The sequence below is a fragment of the Niveispirillum sp. FG148 genome, from assembly GCF_057809655.1.
The window spans coordinates 63,656-78,897 of sequence record NZ_JBMDKJ010000015.1; the positions used below are offsets into that span (position 1 = coordinate 63,656).

Here is a 15,242-nt window from a genome sequence, read left to right on the forward strand (position 1 = left end):
TCACGCGCACATGGGTGCGCGGGCCGCCGGTCGGCGTCCACCAAGGGTCATGGACATGACCCTTGGTGTGAGCCTATCGCCTTGTCCAAAAAGGAAAACGCCGCCGACGGCCAGGAGCCATCGACGGCGTTTTTACGGAACCCTGACGGGAATCAGGCGGCGTCCACGTCGGCGGCGACGCTGAACTTCACGATCTTGGAAGGATCGCGCACTTCGCCATTGCGGCCCTGGCCGCGCTTGATGGCGTCGACATGGTCCATGCCGTCCGTCACCTTGCCCCAGACCGTGTACTGGCCATCCAGGAAGCGGGCATCGGCGAAGCAGATGAAGAACTGGCTGTCGGCGCTGTTCGGGCTGGCAGCGCGGGCCATGGAGCAGGTGCCGCGCACATGCGGTTCGCGCGAGAATTCCTGCGGCAGGTTCTTGCCCGAACCGCCCATGCCATTGCCATCCGGGCAGCCGCCCTGGGCCATGAAGCCTTCGATCACGCGATGGAAGGTCAGACCGTCATAAAACCCCTCACGCGCCAGTTCCTTGATGCGCTCCACATGCTTGGGCGCGAGATCCGGACGCAGCTGGATGGTGACGCGACCCGATTCCAGATCGAGATAGAGGGTGTTTTCGAGATCCATTTTCCAATCGTCCTTGCACCGGCTGGATGCCGGTTGTCGGTTGCATGCCGGTGCGTACCATAGCGGCATCGCCGCCGGATGGGAACCGTGCCCGTCGCGGGGGGTGCCTGCTATTTCGCCGGGGGCGCTGGCGGGGGTGCCGGGCGCGGTGGGTCGGACGCGATGCGCATGGACACGATCCGATCGGGATCGGTGACACGGCCCGTCTTTTTGTCCCCGACCTTCAACCTGTCGATCAGGTCCATGCCCTTCAGCACATGCCCCCAGGCGGTATATTCGCCATCCAGCGTCGGGTCGGCATTCATCAGGATGAAGAACTGGCAATCGCCGCTGTTGCGGTTCATGCCGCGCGCCATAGAGACGGTACCGCGCACATGCGGTTCCTTGCTGGGTTCCAGCTCCAGCCAGCGGCCCGTGCCGCCCCGGCCTGTCCCGCTGGGGTCGCCCGCCTGGGCCAGGAAGCCGGGCACCACCCGGTGGAAGGCCAAGCCATCATAAAAGCCGCGCCGCACCAGCTGCTTGATGCGGGCGACGTGCAGCGGGGCCAGGTCCGGCCGCATCTGGATGGTCACGGTGCCGGTCTTCAACTCCATGATCAAGGTTTCCTCTGGCACGGGCTTGGGCCGGTCGGCCATCGCCGTCGGGACCAGGAGCAGGAGCGAGAAGAGGATGAACAGGTGCTTCAGCATGGGCGGCATCGATCCGGCAAGGTTGCGGGCGACAGGATAACGGCCGCATCCTTGCATGGAAAGCTGCGGTGCGGCGCAGCAGGCGGCGGGATTTGCCGGGTGGAGATGGCGTGGTGACGAAGCGGCGGACGGCGATCATGGCGGGGGCTGGGCTGGCCCTGGCACTGCTGGTGCTTTGGCTGGCGCTGCCCTCCATCCTGTCCGCCCGCTGGACCGCCGCCTTGCAGGTCGCCGGATATCCACAGGCCGTGCTGGCCCTTGACCATCTGGGCCTTGGCTCCGCCACCGGCGCCTTCAGCCTGGGCGGGGAACAGGGGGCCGATGCGGTGGAAATCGCCTACACGCCGATGGGGCTGTGGCGGGGACGGGCAGAATCGGTGCGGGTGCGGGGCCTGCGCCTGTCACTGCCGGTGGGGGCGGGCGGCGCGCGTCTCCCGGTGGGCGCTGCCGCCCTGCCGCTGGACGGGCCCCTGACCCTGGAACAGGCGCATCTGACCCTGGTGCCACCGGCCGGTTTGCCGCCATTGACGATCGACGCCGACGGCCAATGGATTCCGGATGGGGCGGTGTGGCGCGGCACGCTGAAGGGCCGTGCCGCCATGGCGGGCGCCCTGGCCGGTGCCGACCTTTCCCTGGGCTTGCGTGACGGGAGCCTGGACGAACTGGCTTTCGCCCTGTCGCCCGATGGCGGGCCACAGGCGCCCAGCCTGTCCGGCAGGGGCCGGCTGCGCTGGAAGGACCGTCAGGTGGCACTTGCCGAGATTGAGCTGGAGGCAAAGCGTCTGCGGGAGGGGGCACCGGACCTGACCGTGTCCTGGCGCAACGGGCAGGGGGCGGCTGCCCTGCAATGGCCCGGCATCGCCCGCGCCGATGCCAGCCTGCGCCCCGGCGACAAGGGGCGGGCACGGCTGGAGGCCAAGTTGGCGGTCGCCGAACTGGGGCCCTTCCTGCAAAGGCTGGGTTGGGCGGCGCCGGCATTGGCGGGCGGGCCGGTGGAGGTGACGGCGTTGGCCGATGATATCGACCTGACCGGTTGGCCGGCCACTGCACCGGCTGTCGATCTGCGCCTGACGGCGCGTGGTGTGGCCTTCGGCGAGGGGCCGCGCGACAATGCCCTGACACTGGCGGCGACGGCGACGCGGCGCGACGGCGTCTGGTGGCTGGCCGGTGCCGGGGCCGGCGGCGGACTGTCCATTCCCACCCTGGGGGCGGAGGTGCGGGGATTGGCCCTGGCCGGTCCCGTGGCGCTGCCCCTGGATATTCAGATCGCTGCCGCATCCGTCCGCCTGCCCTGGCTGCCGCCCTTGCCGGTGCAATCGCGGCTGCGGGGTGATCCCGCAGGGGAACTGCGGCTGGAATGGAATGCCGCTGCGACGTCAGGCCCGCGACTGTCCGGTGCCGTCGACATGGTGGCCGGTGGGGACCGCGGCCGCCTGAGCCTTGTCCTGTCGCCGCTGCAGCTGGATGGGGAGGGGGCGACAGTGCAGGCGTTGCTGCCCGGCGCGCCGTTGCCGGACGGGCTGACCGGTACTCTGGCTGCCCGCATCACAGCCGGCTGGCATGAAGGTGGGGCCGACGGGGCAGCCGACATAATGCTGGAGAATGTCGGCCTGTCGGTACCGGGCGCGCGCCTGGCCGGCGTGAACGGTGTGCTGCGCTTCGACCGCTTGTCACCCCTGTCCATGCCGGTGCAGCGCCTGTCTGTCGGGATGGCGGATATCGGGTTTCCATTGACGGAGGGGGCGGTCGGCCTGTCGCTGGGTGGCGATGGATTGCTGCGGGTGACGGCGGAACCGTTCCACTGGGCCGGGATGCCGGTAACGGTGGCGCCCGCCCTCTACCGCCTGGGGCAGCACCATCTGGATCTGGCGCTCAATATCGCGCAGATGCCAGTGAACGCGGCCCTTGCCTCCTTAGGTGTGACCGGTACGGGTGCCGATGGGCTGTTGATCGGCACGGTCCCCCTGCGCCTGTCCGGAGAAGGGGCCGTGGTCGGGCCGGGCAGCCTGCGCGCGGCCCAGCCGGGGCGGATCGCCGTCGCGGGGACGGAGCCGCCGGTCTGGCTGGACCGGCATCGCAATGACAGCCTGGCCCTGGTCAGCCGCGCCCTGGCCGATTACCGCTATGATCAGCTGGAACTGGTTCTGTCCGGCAATGGCCACCGGCTGGTGCTGGATGGGGCGAACCCGGCGCTCTATGGCGGCTATCGCATGCCATTGTCGCTGGTGCTGGCCCCGGTGCCGCCGCACGCAGGCCCGTTGCCGCCGCTGCCGGACGATGTGACGGCGGCGATGGCGGCTTTCCGGGCCCGCAAGGACTGATGCTCAAGGGATCAGCAGCACCGACCCCACCGTCTGCCGCGTCTCTGCCAGATGGTGCAGGCGGGCGGTGTCGGCCAGGGTGAAGGTGGCGGCAATATCGGCCGACAGGGTGCCATCGGCCAGCAGCGCGAACAGTTCCGCCGCCGCCGCCCGGTAGACGCCCGTATCCGCGATATGGTGATAGACGGTGGGCCGGACGAAGAAGGCTGAGCCATGCTGGCGCAACTGCCCGGCGCTGATCGGCGGCACCTCGCCCGAGGCCTGCCCGAAGGAGGCGAAGATGCCGAAGGGGCGCAGGCTGCCCAGGCTGGCCTCCACTGTGTCGCGGCCCACGCTGTCATAGGCGACAGCCGCGCCGATACCGTCGGAGGCCACCCGGACCAGGGCCGGCACATCGTCGCGGCCCAGCACGGCCACATGGTCGGCGCCTGCGGCCTTGGCGGCGGTAATCTTCGCCTCGCTGCCCACGGTGCCGACGACGGTGGCGCCCAGCGCCTTGGACCAGCGCGACAGGATCTGCCCCACGCCACCGGCGGCGGCATGCACCAGCACCGTATCGCCTGCTGCCACCCGATGGACGCGACGGACCAGCATGTGGGCCGTCAGACCCTTGAAGATCAGGGCGGCCGCCGCCTGGTCGCTGACACCATCAGGAAGGGGAACCAGATGGCGGGCAGCGATGTTGCGTTCGCTGGCATAGGCGCCGGTGGGGCCGGCATAGGCGACGCGGTCGCCAGGGCGGACACCCGTCACCCCCTCACCCACCGCCGTCACCACACCCGCCGCCTCCACCCCCAGCACGGCGGGCAGGGCGACGGGATAGACGCCTTGGCGCAGATAGACGTCCAGGTAATTGAAGCCGATGGCGGTGTGGCGCAGCCTGACCTCACCGGCGGCGGGCGCAGGCAGGTCAATCTCCCGCGCAACAAGGTTTTCCGGGCCGCCCAGGCCCGTCAGTTCGACGATCACGCTCATGATGTTCTCCCGATTGCGTGGCAAGCGATGCCAATCGGGATACGCCCTGACAGTTGTTTCAGAAATAGTGGTCAATGATCAATTATTTTTCAAAAATGAAAAGCCGTCAGATGCCCCGCAACCGGGCTGCATGGTCCCGACACAGGTCGCCCAGAAAGTCCATCACCGCCCGCACACGGGCCACGCGCGACAGGTCGGCATGGGCGACCAGCCACAGATCCTGGAACCCGATCTGGTCAGGCCCGACCAGCCGCACCAGCCCCGGCACGGCATCGGCGGCCAGACAGGGCAGGATGGCGGCCCCGACGCCGGCGACCGTCAGGGCAATCTGCACATTCATGGTGCCGGCCGTGGCCGCAATAGGCCCCCGCCCGAACTTGCGCAGCCATTCGGCGGAGCGCAGATGCGCCATGGTCGGGTCCCACCCTACCAGCGGCAGCGTCCACGGATCGCCCCCGGCCTGTTCCGCCAGAGCCGGGGCTGCGTAAAAGCCGAAGCCCAGGGTGCCGACGCGGCGGCGGACATGGTCGCCCTGGTCCGGCCGGACCAGACGCAGGGCCAGATCGCTTTCGCGGCGCGACAGGCTGACGACCGAGACACCGGTCACGATTTCCAGCGTCAGGTCAGGATGGGCGGCGCGCAAGGCCGGCAGGGCGGGGGCGATCAGGTAGGCGGCTGTCGCCTCCGCCGTGGCCAGCCGCACGGTGCCGCGCAGCCCGCCATCATCGGCATCGGCCCCGCGCATCACGGCGTCAATGGCCGCTTCCGCCGCTTCGGCCCGGATCAGCAGGTCGCGTCCGGCGGGCGTCAGCACATAGCCGTCGCGCAGCCGTTCGAACAAGGCGACGCCCAGCGAATTCTCCAGCGACTGGATATGCCGGCCGATCGTGGCGGGGCTGCCGCCGCTGGCGCGGGCCGCCGCCGACAGGCCGCCCAGCCGCGCCACGGCCAGAAAATGCCGCAGATCGTTCCAATCCATGCCACAGCCCCTTATCAGCATGCCCCGCAACGACAACATAGCGCGGATGCGCCGTGGGTGGCTTTAGTTGACACGATCTGTGTGGTCGGGGACAAGCTAGCGACGATGCCAGTGATCGAGATGCCCAATCAGATGACGACCGCCCGCTTCCTTCGCCGCCTGCTTCTGTCCACGGCGCTGGCGTATGGGCTGGTGGCTCCCGCCCTTGCCGCCGATCAGCCGGCGGCTGACCCGTCCGCCAAGGAGACGGGCCAGCCCGTGCTGCTGTCGGCCGAGCAGGTGGACTATGATCATGACCTGGGCATCGTCACCGCGCGCGGCCATGTGGAACTGAGCCAGGGTGCGCGGCTGCTGCTGGCCGACACCGTCAGCTTTTCAGAAAAGACCAATGTCGTCACCGCGTCGGGCAATGTCTCCATCCTGGAGCCGACGGGCGAGGTGCTGTTCGCCAACTACCTGGAATTGACCGACGATCTGCAGAAAGGCTTCGTCGATCAGGTCCGCGTGCTGCTGTCGGACAATTCCAAATTCGCGGCCATGCAGGGTGAGCGGCTGGACGGTCGCTATACCCGCATGGAAAATGCCGTCTATTCCCCGTGCGAACTGTGCGCCGAGGATCCGTCGCGCCCGCCCATCTGGCAGATCCGCGCCGCCCGTATCACCCATGACCAGGGCAATCACGACGTCTATTACCGGGACGCGACGCTGGAAGTGGCGGGCGTGCCGGTCATGTGGCTGCCCTTCTTCGGGCATCCGGACCCGACGGTGGAACGGCGCAGCGGCTTTCTGGCGCCCAGCGGCGGCATCAGTTCCGATCTGGGCACCTATGCCAGGCTCTATTATTTCTTCGATATCGACGAGTCGAAGGACTTCACCCTGGAAGTCGTGCCCAGCGTGAAGGACAAGCTGCTGCTGGGCGGCGAATATCGCCAGCGCTTCGCCACGGGCAGCCTGACACTGAATGCCAGCGGCACCTATGCCGACCGGGCGCGCGACACGACATCCGGCGTGGTGACGGACAAGGAATTCCGGGGCTATGTCTTCGGCACGGGCCGGTTCGATATCGATGATCAATGGCGCTGGGGTTTCGACCTGCGCCGCGTGACCGACGACACCTTCCTGCGCCGCTATGATTACAGCCGGGAAGATATTCTGGCGAGCCGCGCCTATGTCGAACAGTTCGATGCGCGCAACTACCTGTCCATCAATGTCTATGATTTCCAGGACCTGCGCCCCAACAATCCGGAGGAGGAGCCGCTGGTCCTGCCCATGGTCACCTACAGCGCGCTGGGTGAGCCGGGTGGAATTCTGGGGGGGCGCTGGTCGGCGGATGCAGGCTTCCTGTCGTTGTTGCGCAATGATGGCAATGACACGCGCCGCCTGTCCGGTTCGGTCGGCTGGCGACGGGACGACATCACCAATTTTGGTCTGGTGTCGACGATGAATGCCCAGGCGCGGACCGACGCCTATTGGGTCAGCAACCTGCACTATGCCGATGGCACGGTGGCGGACGGCGACAAGACGCGGGTACGGCCTTTCGCCCATGCGGACTGGACCCTCTCATACCCGCTGGCGCGCCAGGATGACACGGTGCAGACCCTGATCGAGCCGCTGGTCATGCTGTCAGCCGCCCCCAATATCAGCAACAGTTCAAACATCCCCAACGAAGACAGCCAGGATATCGAGTTCGATTACACGAACCTGTTCCAGACCTCGCGCTACCCCGGCATTGACCGGCTGGAGGGAGGGCAGCGCGTCACCTACGGTGTGAAGGCGGGCTTCTTCGGCTTTGGCGGCGGGTCCAGCAATATTTTCCTGGGCCAGAGCCAGAAGCTGAAGGGCGATACTGATTTCCCCATCGGGTCCGGTCTGCGCCGCCGCACGTCCGATGTGGTGGGCAAGGTGGAACTGACGCCCAGCCCCTGGATGGATGTTTCCTACTCCTTCCGTCTGGACAGCCACAATCTGGCGCAGCGGCTGCACGATGTGTATGGCGTGTTCGGTCCTTCGCAGTTCCGCGTGACCGGTTCATACGTTTATCTGGACAAGCTGACCCAGGATGACGGTCTGGCCACCCGTAACCGCGAGGAACTGACGCTGGGCATCAGTTCGGCCATTACCGACCGCTGGTCAATCGGCATCAATCACCGCCGTGACCTGGCCGCCGGCGGCGGACCGGTGTTGAGCAGCGCCACCCTGACCTATCAGGAGGAATGCCTGACCTTCCAACTGGTGGGCGAACGGGATTATACAAGGCGTACCGGTATCGATACGGGTGACCGCCTGTTCTTCCGCGTGGTGCTGAAGAACCTGGGCGAGTTCATGAGCCCCGCCATCTCCGGCTCCGTGTTCGGTCAACAACAGCAGTGAGCGGCATGACGACCAGGGATATCAGCGATCAGGACCTGTTCCGCTGGCTGGATTTCCTGGAAAATTACGCACGCGATTGGGACCGGGCGTTCGAGAACAGGCCCGGCTATTTCACCCAGGAATATTGGTACCTGTTCGTGGGCTGCACCGTGGCCCATTGGCGGCATGCGCCGCTGACGGTCAGTGCGGCCTGCCAGACCATGAAATCGGGGTCCAACCGCACGCGGGAGGATCGGATCAAGCGTGCCGTCGATGACGGCTATCTGGAAAAGCGCAAGGCTGATCTGGATGGGCGCAACGCCTTCGTTGTGCCCACGCCCAAGCTGGAACAGGTGATCCGCGGTCATTTCAGCCGCACCTTGCAGATGGCGCGGGACACGATCGGCGCGGATTGACGGTCCCGTTCGCATCCGCACAATAGGCGCAGAATTTGCGGCAATCATGTCCGCTGTCTCTTCTGTATATCCGGACCGGCTCCCCACGCCATGGTGTGGATAACGCTGGCGTATCCTTTTTGGACGCGACCGGTGGTGGACAATACAGAACATACAGGGACGGAAGATGGCCAAGACACGCGCACCGCGCCACCCCCACACCATGGCTCTGCTGACGGGAACGGCGATGCTGGCGGCACTGCCCGCCATGGCGCAGCAGCAGCCGGCTGCCGACAGCCTGACGCTGGAAGAGATTGTGGTGACGGCCCGCCGGTCGGAGGAACGGTTGCAGGATGCGCCCGTGGCCGTCACGGCCCTGTCGGCCGACATGCTGGAACGGCTGGGCGCCGCCAATCTGGGCGATTTGCAGGCCGCCGTGCCGAACCTGACCCTGCATGAAGGCGACGCGTCGAACGCCGTCGTCTATATCCGCGGCGTCGGCCAGATCGACAGCCTGGCCTTCGCGGACCCCGGTGTCGGCATCTATGTCGACGATGTCTATCTGGGCCGGGCCCAGGGTGCCTTCCTGGATGTGTTCGATGTGGAGCGGATCGAGGTACTGCGCGGGCCGCAGGGCACGCTCTACGGTCGCAACACCATCGGCGGCGCCGTCAAGTTCGTGTCCAAGCAGCCCGACGACCGCACGGCGGCGGCGCTGGAAGTCACGGGCGGTTCCTATGACCGGTTGGACGTGAAGGCCAGCCTGCGCGGCGCCCTGATCCCGGAAAAGCTGGCCGCCAGTGCCGCCGTCGCCTATCTGTCGCGCGATGGCTATGCCACCAATTCCGTGGATGGCAAGGATGATGGCGACAAGGACACCTTCGCCTGGCGCCTGGCCCTGCATGGCACCCCCAGCGAGGCGCTGTCCGTCACCCTGTCGGTCGACGGGTCGGACGACACGCCCGATACCTCCCGCACGCCGGCCCGCGCCACGCCCGTGTTCGGCACGGCCGCCAGCCGCACGCCGTTGAAGGTGGATGCCGATTTCAACGACCTGAACAAGCTGAAGGTGCGCGGGGCGGCGGCCAATATCGGCTATGACGTCAATGACGCCTTGACGCTGAAATCCATCACCGCCTATCGCACGATGGATTACGACACGCATCTGGACCTGGATGCCACCAAGGCCGCCATCTTCGGCGTCTATGTGGACGAGGCGCAGAAGCAGTTCAGCCAGGAATTCCAGGCCAATGTGCGCAGCGACCGGTTCGATGGGGTCTTCGGGCTTTATTATTTCCGCGAACATGACGAGACCTTGAGCGGGCTTTACGGTCCCGTCATCAGTCTGGTCACGGCGTCCTTGAACGACCAGACCAACAAGTCCTATGCGGCGTACGGCCAGGGCAGCTATCACCTGACCGATGCGCTGTCGTTGACGGCGGGGCTTCGCTATACCTATGAAAAGAAGGATTTCCGCCGCACCCAGGAATTCCTGGCGCCTGCGGCCCCCGTGCCGACCAGGATGGGTGGCGGCCTGCTGATCACCAATGTCGATACCGATGGCGACTGGTCGTCGCTGTCGCCCAAGGTCGGTGTTGATTACAAGATCAATGACGACGTCATGGCCTATGCCAGTGCCGCCCGCGGGTTCAAGAGCGGCGGGTTCGACGGCCGATCCAATGACGCCACCCAAGCCGTGCCCTATGATCCGGAAACCATGTGGTCATACGAGGCGGGGCTGAAATCCACCCTGTGGGACGGGCGCGCGACGCTGAACCTTGCGGCCTTCTATAACGACTACAAGGATTTGCAGCTTTCCAGCTTCGTGGCGGATGCCAAGGGCAGCTTCGCCGCCCTGTTCACCAATGCCGGTGCCGCCACGACCCGGGGCCTGGAGGTGGAGGCCAATGCGCGGGTGTCACGGGAAGTGACCCTGACCGGCACCATCGCCCTGATGAGTGCCAAATATGACGAATATATCGGGCCGGGCGGCAAGGACATTGCCGCGCTGCGCACGCCCGTCAATTCGCCCAAGACCAGCTATCGGCTGGGCCTGAACTGGCGCCATCCGGTGTTCGATGCCGGCGATCTGGTCTTTGATGCCGATGCCGAATACCGGTCCAAGACCTACCCCACCGTGTCCAGCAGCGAGATCCTGGCCCAGAAGGGCTATACGCTGCTGAACGCCCAGTTGGCGTTCGAAACGGCCGACGATCATTGGACCGCCCAGATGGGTGTGCGCAACCTGCTGGACAAGCGCTACATCACCCATGGCTTCGACCTGTCGGACAGCATGGGCTATCAGCTCGCCTATTACGGCGCGCCGCGCACCTGGTCCTTCAGCCTGAAATATCGCTACTGACGGGGGCCTGCCTTGGGTCTGGATCCGCAATCGCTGGCCCTGCTGGAGACATTCCGGCAGGCGGGCGGCACCGCCATCGACGATATCGACATGGCGGCTGCCCGTCGCGACTATGACGCGCTGTTCAGCCAGCTGGGCGGGCCGATTTCCCAGGATGTCGCCATCCGCCTGGAAAGCCTGGCCCTGACCGATCACCAACTGCCGTTGCGCCTCTATCGTCCTGTGGGGGCGACCGGTCCGTTGCCCACCCTGCTGTTCTTCCATGGCGGCGGGTGGAGCATGGGGGGCCTCGCCTGCTATGACGCCATGCTGTCGCACATGGCGGCGCAGGCGGGCTGCCTCATCGTCTCCGTCGGCTACCGGCTGGCACCGGAACATCCGTTCCCGGCGCCGCTGGATGACGCGCTGAACGCCACGCGCTGGGCCCTGTCACAAATCGGCTGGCACGGCGGCAACCCCATGCGTCTGGCCATCGGTGGCGACAGTGCCGGCGGTACGCTGGCGGCGGCCGTTTGCCTGCTGCTGTCTCCGGCGGAGCTGCGGCCGCGGTTGCAGGTGCTGTTGTACCCCGTGCTGACCCTGCTGGACAGCGATCCGCGGCTGGTATCCCGGACCACCAATGGCAATGGTGAGTATTTCCTCTCCCGCGAGGGTATCGCCTGGGCCAAGAAGAACTATCTGCCCGACCCGTCTTTGGCCGTCCTGCCGGCAGTGTCGCCCCTGATGGCGCCTGATCTGCGCGGCCTGCCGCGGGCCTTGGTCGTGACGGGTGGGTTTGACCCGCTGCGCGATGAAGGGGCGCTTTATGCCCAGCGGCTGCGCGATGCCGGGGGACAGGCGGAGCATGTGGATTTCCCCGGTACCTTCCACGGCTTCATGTCATTCGCCGGCAGTTTGCCGGTGGGGCGCGAGGCCATTGCGCTGGTGGCGGATCGGTTGCGGCAGGTGTTGTAAGAAGTTCTCCCACCCCGGGGCCGGCGCAAAGCGGCCCGGGGGTCTGCACCCTGTCCGTCGGGGCAACCCGGCGGACAGGTTTTTTTATACCGCCGCCGTCAGCAGAATGAAGCCCAGTGCGTAGGCGGCCATCAGCAGCGTGGTCAGGGCCAGTGCCGCGACGGGGCGCGGGCCCAGAGCCGCCATGGAACGCAGGCTGGTCTTCATGCCCAGCCCTGCCACGGCCGTGATCAGGCAGGCGCGCGACAGTTCGCCCAGCCCCGCCACCAGGGTGGAGGGGAAAAGCCCGGCACTGTTGGCTGCCATCAGGGCCAGGAAACCCAGCAGGAACAGGGGGAAGGGCGGTGCGGCAGCCTTGTCGTCGGCGCCCCTGCCGCGGAACAGCCAAGTGATGATCAGCACTACGGGCACCAGGCAGGCGACCCGCATCAGCTTGGTGACGGCCGCCACCTCCGCCGCGTGGTCGGACACCAGATAGCCCGCCCCCACCACCTGCGCCACATCATGGATGGTGGCGCCGAAGAACAAGCCGGCCTGGGTGTCGTCCAGCCCGATCAGGCGCGTCAGCAGCGGATAGGCCAGCATGGCCAGGGTTGACAGGGCCGTGACCCCGACCACGACCAGCAGCGTGGATTTTTCGCATTGGCGGCGGGCGGGCAATGCCGCGGCGATGGCCAGGGCTGCCGACGCACCGCAGATGGCGACCGCCCCCGCCGACAGCAGCGCATGGGTGCGTTCCAGCTTCAGCGCGCGGCCCAGGGCATAGCCGCCCAGCAGGGCCACCAGCAGGGCGGAGACCGACAGCCCGATGGCGCCCCAGCCAAGACCGGCCATGTCAGCCAGCGTGACCTTGACGCCGAGCAGGGCCACGCCCAGGCGCAGCACCGGCTTGGTGGCGATGGTGATGCCGGGCTGACAGCGCGTGTCGATGGCCAGGAAATGAAAGCCCATGCCGATCAGCAGGGCATAGAGCATGACGGGCCCGCCCTGCCACGCGGCCAGATGGGCTGACGCCAGCGCCACAGTGCCGGCCAGCAGCAGCCCCGGCAAGGGTGCGCGCACCGCATTCCACAGCGGCAGCCGCGCCGGCGCGCTGGCGAGCGAGCCCATGCTCATCAGGCGGGCTTTCCGTCCACCGGCGCCATGCGCCGGTCACGATGGGTGACCATGCGCGTGTGCAGCCGGCGGATGGCGTTGCTGCCGGTACGGGTGAACAGGAAGGGCAGGAACCCATGCAGCAGGCAGGCGATGCCGGCCAGGATCATGGTGGCGCCGAACGAAAAGGCCTGCCCCATGTGCGCCAGATAGCTTTCGCCCACGGAGGCCGGATGTTCGTTGAACAGACGGTGCAGCATGACCCATTCCCCTGAAAATCTGATGGGGAAAACATAGCAACGAACCGCGTCGATTTTTCTCCAAATCCTGTGGGCGCATGCTGCGGATGATGTGATAATTTCCTACACAAGTGCAGGAATGGAGAATATTTTGGACAGCATCGACCTGAAGATCCTGGCAACGTTGCAACAGGATGCCTCCGGCTCTGTGGCGGAGATTGCGGACCGGGCCGGTGTGTCACAGACCCCGTGCTGGCGTCGCATCAAGCGGCTGGAGGATGAAGGCGTGATCCGCAAGCGGGTGGCGCTGTTGAATCCACGCAAGCTCAATCTGGGGCTGACAGGCTTCATCCTGATCCGTGCCGCCAATCATTCGGAAGAGTGGCTGGAGAAGTTCGCCGCAGGCGTCAGCCGCTTCCCGGAGGTGATCGAACTGCACCGCATGTCGGGCGATATCGACTATATGGTGAAGTTCATGGTCGACAGCATTGCCGGCTATGATGCGCTTTATAAGCGGCTGATCAAGGTGGTGGACCTGTCGGATGTCTCCGCAGGCTTTTCCATGGAATGTCTGAAATACACGACCGAACTGCCCCTGGATTATGTGCAGGGGTAACGAAGGGCTGGTTACTTGATCAGCCGCAGCAGCTCCTTGAATTCCGGCCGATCATAGCGGTGCAGCCATTCGAACACGACCATTTCCGTCGTCACGATCTCCACCCCGTGGAAGCGCAGGCGGTCCAGGGCGGCCTGCTTGTCGGCGGCCTGGCGCGACCCGCAGGCATCAGCCACGACGGTCGTGCGCAGCCCCAGCGCCTTCAGGCCGAGTGCTGTTTGCAGCACGCAGACATGGGTCTCCGTGCCGGCCAGGATGACGGTGCCGCCGCCCGCCGTCCACCCCAGGAAATCTGCCTCTTCCGCAGCGGAGAAGTGAACCTTGGCGAAGCGGCGGGGCACCAGGGCGCCCAAGGTCTGGGTGGTGGGGCCGATGCCACCCGGGTTCTGTTCCGTCGCTGCCATCGGCACGCCCAGCCGTTCCGCCGCGCGGGCCAGCACCAGGGCGCGGGCCACCACGGTGTCGGCCCCATCGATCGCTTTCAGCAGCCGGTCCTGAAGGTCGATAAAAACAAGGCGGCTGTGATCGGCGGCCAATGTCAGGGTGGGCGGAACCAGGGGCGCCATGGCACTCTCCTTTGCGCGAAGACATCAATCTCACTCTGTGCGGCCTGTCACTGCGCCGCAAGCCCCGGAACGTTTCAATTCAGCATCTGATTTGAAACCGCAAGGGAGGCGGCGATGGGCCGCTTTGTCATGTTGTTGGCACTATGTCTGGGGCTGGCCGCCTGCTCCGGTCCGGACATGGTGATGCCGCCCCTGCAGGTGGCCGATGAACATCCGCATTTTGCCGGGTGCGCCGCCTATGTCCAGGCATCGAAGCCCGGTGAAGAGGCGACGGCGGAGCGGGCGGATGCCCTGGCCAAGTGTCTGGCCCGGAATGCCGATCCCAAGCAGGTGGCCATGCGCCTGTGATTGCGGGGGAGAAGACTGGACGGGACGGTTCCGCGTACTACATTCTGGAAACCTCTCTGACGCAAGGTGCAGCATGAACAGCAAGTCCTGGTTTGCGGGCCGTCGGGCCGTCCTGGCCCTGGCCGGTGGTCTGGCAATGATGGGGATGATCGGCATGACGGATGCGGCGCGGGCGGAAGACGCCTATGATTTCAGTTTCACGGCCATCGAAGGTGGCGCCTTGAAGCTGGACAGCTATCGCGGCAAGGCTGTGCTGGTGGTCAACACCGCCTCCATGTGCGGCTACACCCCGCAATATAAGGGGCTGGAGGCTCTGTGGGAAAAGTACAAGGACAAGGGCCTGATCGTGCTGGGCGTGCCGTCCAATGATTTCGGCGGGCAGGAGCCGGGTTCCGCCAAGGAGATCAAGGAATTCTGTGACGTCAATTTCGCCATCGACTTTCCCATGACCACGAAGGAACCGGTGAAGGGCGACGCTGCCCACCCCTTCTACAAGTGGCTGGCGGCGCAGAAGGGCGAGCCGAAGTGGAATTTCCACAAATATCTGATCAGCACGGATGGCAAGCTGATTGAGGCTTTTTCCTCCAAGGTGACGCCTGAATCCGCCGAATTGTCCGCTGCCATCGAGAAGGCGCTGCCCAAGGGTTGACGGCCCCGGCTTGTAATTATGTGACCGGGTGGAGTAGGGTCGCGGGGCGCGCGTCCGGTGACGGGCACGCGCC

Annotated in this window: 15 protein-coding genes; 8 read left to right on the forward strand and 7 right to left on the reverse strand. The window is 66.0% G+C overall.

The genetic code is table 11. The features are described from left to right. Window positions 1–152 precede the first annotated feature (152 nt). Window positions 153–632, reverse strand: coding sequence for a peptidylprolyl isomerase (locus ACODTW_RS16345; RefSeq protein WP_488947120.1), 480 nt, complete (start codon window positions 630–632; stop codon window positions 153–155). A gap of 110 nt (window positions 633–742) precedes the next feature. After that, a complete protein-coding gene (locus ACODTW_RS16350) occupies window positions 743–1,321 on the reverse strand; it encodes a peptidylprolyl isomerase (protein WP_488947121.1) in 579 nt (192 codons plus the stop codon). A gap of 113 nt (window positions 1,322–1,434) precedes the next feature. On the opposite strand from ACODTW_RS16350, the gene ACODTW_RS16355 reads away from it, so the two are divergent. Further along, the gene (locus ACODTW_RS16355) at window positions 1,435–3,642 is read left to right on the forward strand and encodes an intermembrane phospholipid transport protein YdbH family protein (RefSeq protein ID WP_488947122.1); all 2,208 of its coding nucleotides are present in this window, start codon (window positions 1,435–1,437) and stop codon (window positions 3,640–3,642) included. 3 nt (window positions 3,643–3,645) lie between these two features. Here the strand turns inward: ACODTW_RS16355 and ACODTW_RS16360 are convergent, their stop codons facing one another. Both ACODTW_RS16360 and ACODTW_RS16365 read right to left on the reverse strand, forming a co-directional pair. Continuing rightward, the gene (locus tag ACODTW_RS16360) at window positions 3,646–4,617 is read right to left on the reverse strand and encodes a quinone oxidoreductase family protein (RefSeq protein ID WP_488947123.1); all 972 of its coding nucleotides are present in this window, start codon (window positions 4,615–4,617) and stop codon (window positions 3,646–3,648) included. A gap of 106 nt (window positions 4,618–4,723) precedes the next feature. After that, window positions 4,724–5,596, reverse strand: a complete 873-nt coding sequence (locus ACODTW_RS16365; RefSeq protein WP_488947124.1) for a LysR family transcriptional regulator — start codon at window positions 5,594–5,596, stop codon at window positions 4,724–4,726. 132 nt (window positions 5,597–5,728) lie between these two features. Between ACODTW_RS16365 and ACODTW_RS16370 the strand changes: the two genes are divergently transcribed. From ACODTW_RS16370 to ACODTW_RS16385, 4 genes are all read left to right on the forward strand, one after another. Beyond that, the gene (locus tag ACODTW_RS16370; RefSeq protein WP_488947125.1) at window positions 5,729–7,966 is read left to right on the forward strand and encodes an LPS-assembly protein LptD; all 2,238 of its coding nucleotides are present in this window, start codon (window positions 5,729–5,731) and stop codon (window positions 7,964–7,966) included. 5 nt (window positions 7,967–7,971) lie between these two features. Further along, window positions 7,972–8,361, forward strand: a complete 390-nt coding sequence (locus ACODTW_RS16375; protein WP_488947126.1) for a hypothetical protein — start codon at window positions 7,972–7,974, stop codon at window positions 8,359–8,361. Window positions 8,362–8,527: 166 nt separating this feature from the next. Continuing rightward, window positions 8,528–10,702: a TonB-dependent receptor gene (locus tag ACODTW_RS16380; protein WP_488947127.1), complete on the forward strand. Its 2,175-nt coding sequence runs from the start codon at window positions 8,528–8,530 to the stop codon at window positions 10,700–10,702. 12 nt (window positions 10,703–10,714) lie between these two features. After that, window positions 10,715–11,656, forward strand: coding sequence for an alpha/beta hydrolase (locus tag ACODTW_RS16385; RefSeq protein ID WP_488947128.1), 942 nt, complete (start codon window positions 10,715–10,717; stop codon window positions 11,654–11,656). Between the two features lie 84 nt (window positions 11,657–11,740). On the opposite strand, the gene ACODTW_RS16390 is transcribed toward ACODTW_RS16385, so the two are convergent. Beyond that, entirely contained in the window at window positions 11,741–12,772 is a 1,032-nt protein-coding gene (locus tag ACODTW_RS16390; RefSeq protein WP_488947129.1) for a YeiH family protein, read from the reverse strand. Next, the gene (locus ACODTW_RS16395; RefSeq protein WP_488947130.1) at window positions 12,772–13,011 is read right to left on the reverse strand and encodes a DUF6356 family protein; all 240 of its coding nucleotides are present in this window, start codon (window positions 13,009–13,011) and stop codon (window positions 12,772–12,774) included. Before ACODTW_RS16395 ends, ACODTW_RS16390 begins: the two co-directional genes overlap by 1 nt. A 118-nt stretch (window positions 13,012–13,129) precedes the next feature. On the opposite strand from ACODTW_RS16395, the gene ACODTW_RS16400 reads away from it, so the two are divergent. Continuing rightward, window positions 13,130–13,606: an Lrp/AsnC family transcriptional regulator gene (locus ACODTW_RS16400; RefSeq protein ID WP_488947131.1), complete on the forward strand. Its 477-nt coding sequence runs from the start codon at window positions 13,130–13,132 to the stop codon at window positions 13,604–13,606. Between the two features lie 11 nt (window positions 13,607–13,617). On the opposite strand, the gene ACODTW_RS16405 is transcribed toward ACODTW_RS16400, so the two are convergent. Continuing rightward, window positions 13,618–14,172, reverse strand: a complete 555-nt coding sequence (locus ACODTW_RS16405; RefSeq protein ID WP_488947132.1) for an isochorismatase family protein — start codon at window positions 14,170–14,172, stop codon at window positions 13,618–13,620. Between the two features lie 114 nt (window positions 14,173–14,286). Here ACODTW_RS16405 and ACODTW_RS16410 point away from each other — a divergent pair, with 114 nt between their 5' ends. Together ACODTW_RS16410 and ACODTW_RS16415 are read left to right on the forward strand one after the other, a co-directional pair. Further along, window positions 14,287–14,520 carry a hypothetical protein gene (locus ACODTW_RS16410; RefSeq protein WP_488947133.1) on the forward strand — a complete coding sequence of 78 codons (234 nt, stop codon included), beginning with the start codon at window positions 14,287–14,289 and terminating at the stop codon, window positions 14,518–14,520. A 73-nt stretch (window positions 14,521–14,593) separates the two neighbouring features. Beyond that, window positions 14,594–15,169, forward strand: a complete 576-nt coding sequence (locus ACODTW_RS16415; RefSeq protein ID WP_488947134.1) for a glutathione peroxidase — start codon at window positions 14,594–14,596, stop codon at window positions 15,167–15,169. Window positions 15,170–15,242: the final 73 nt, after the last annotated feature.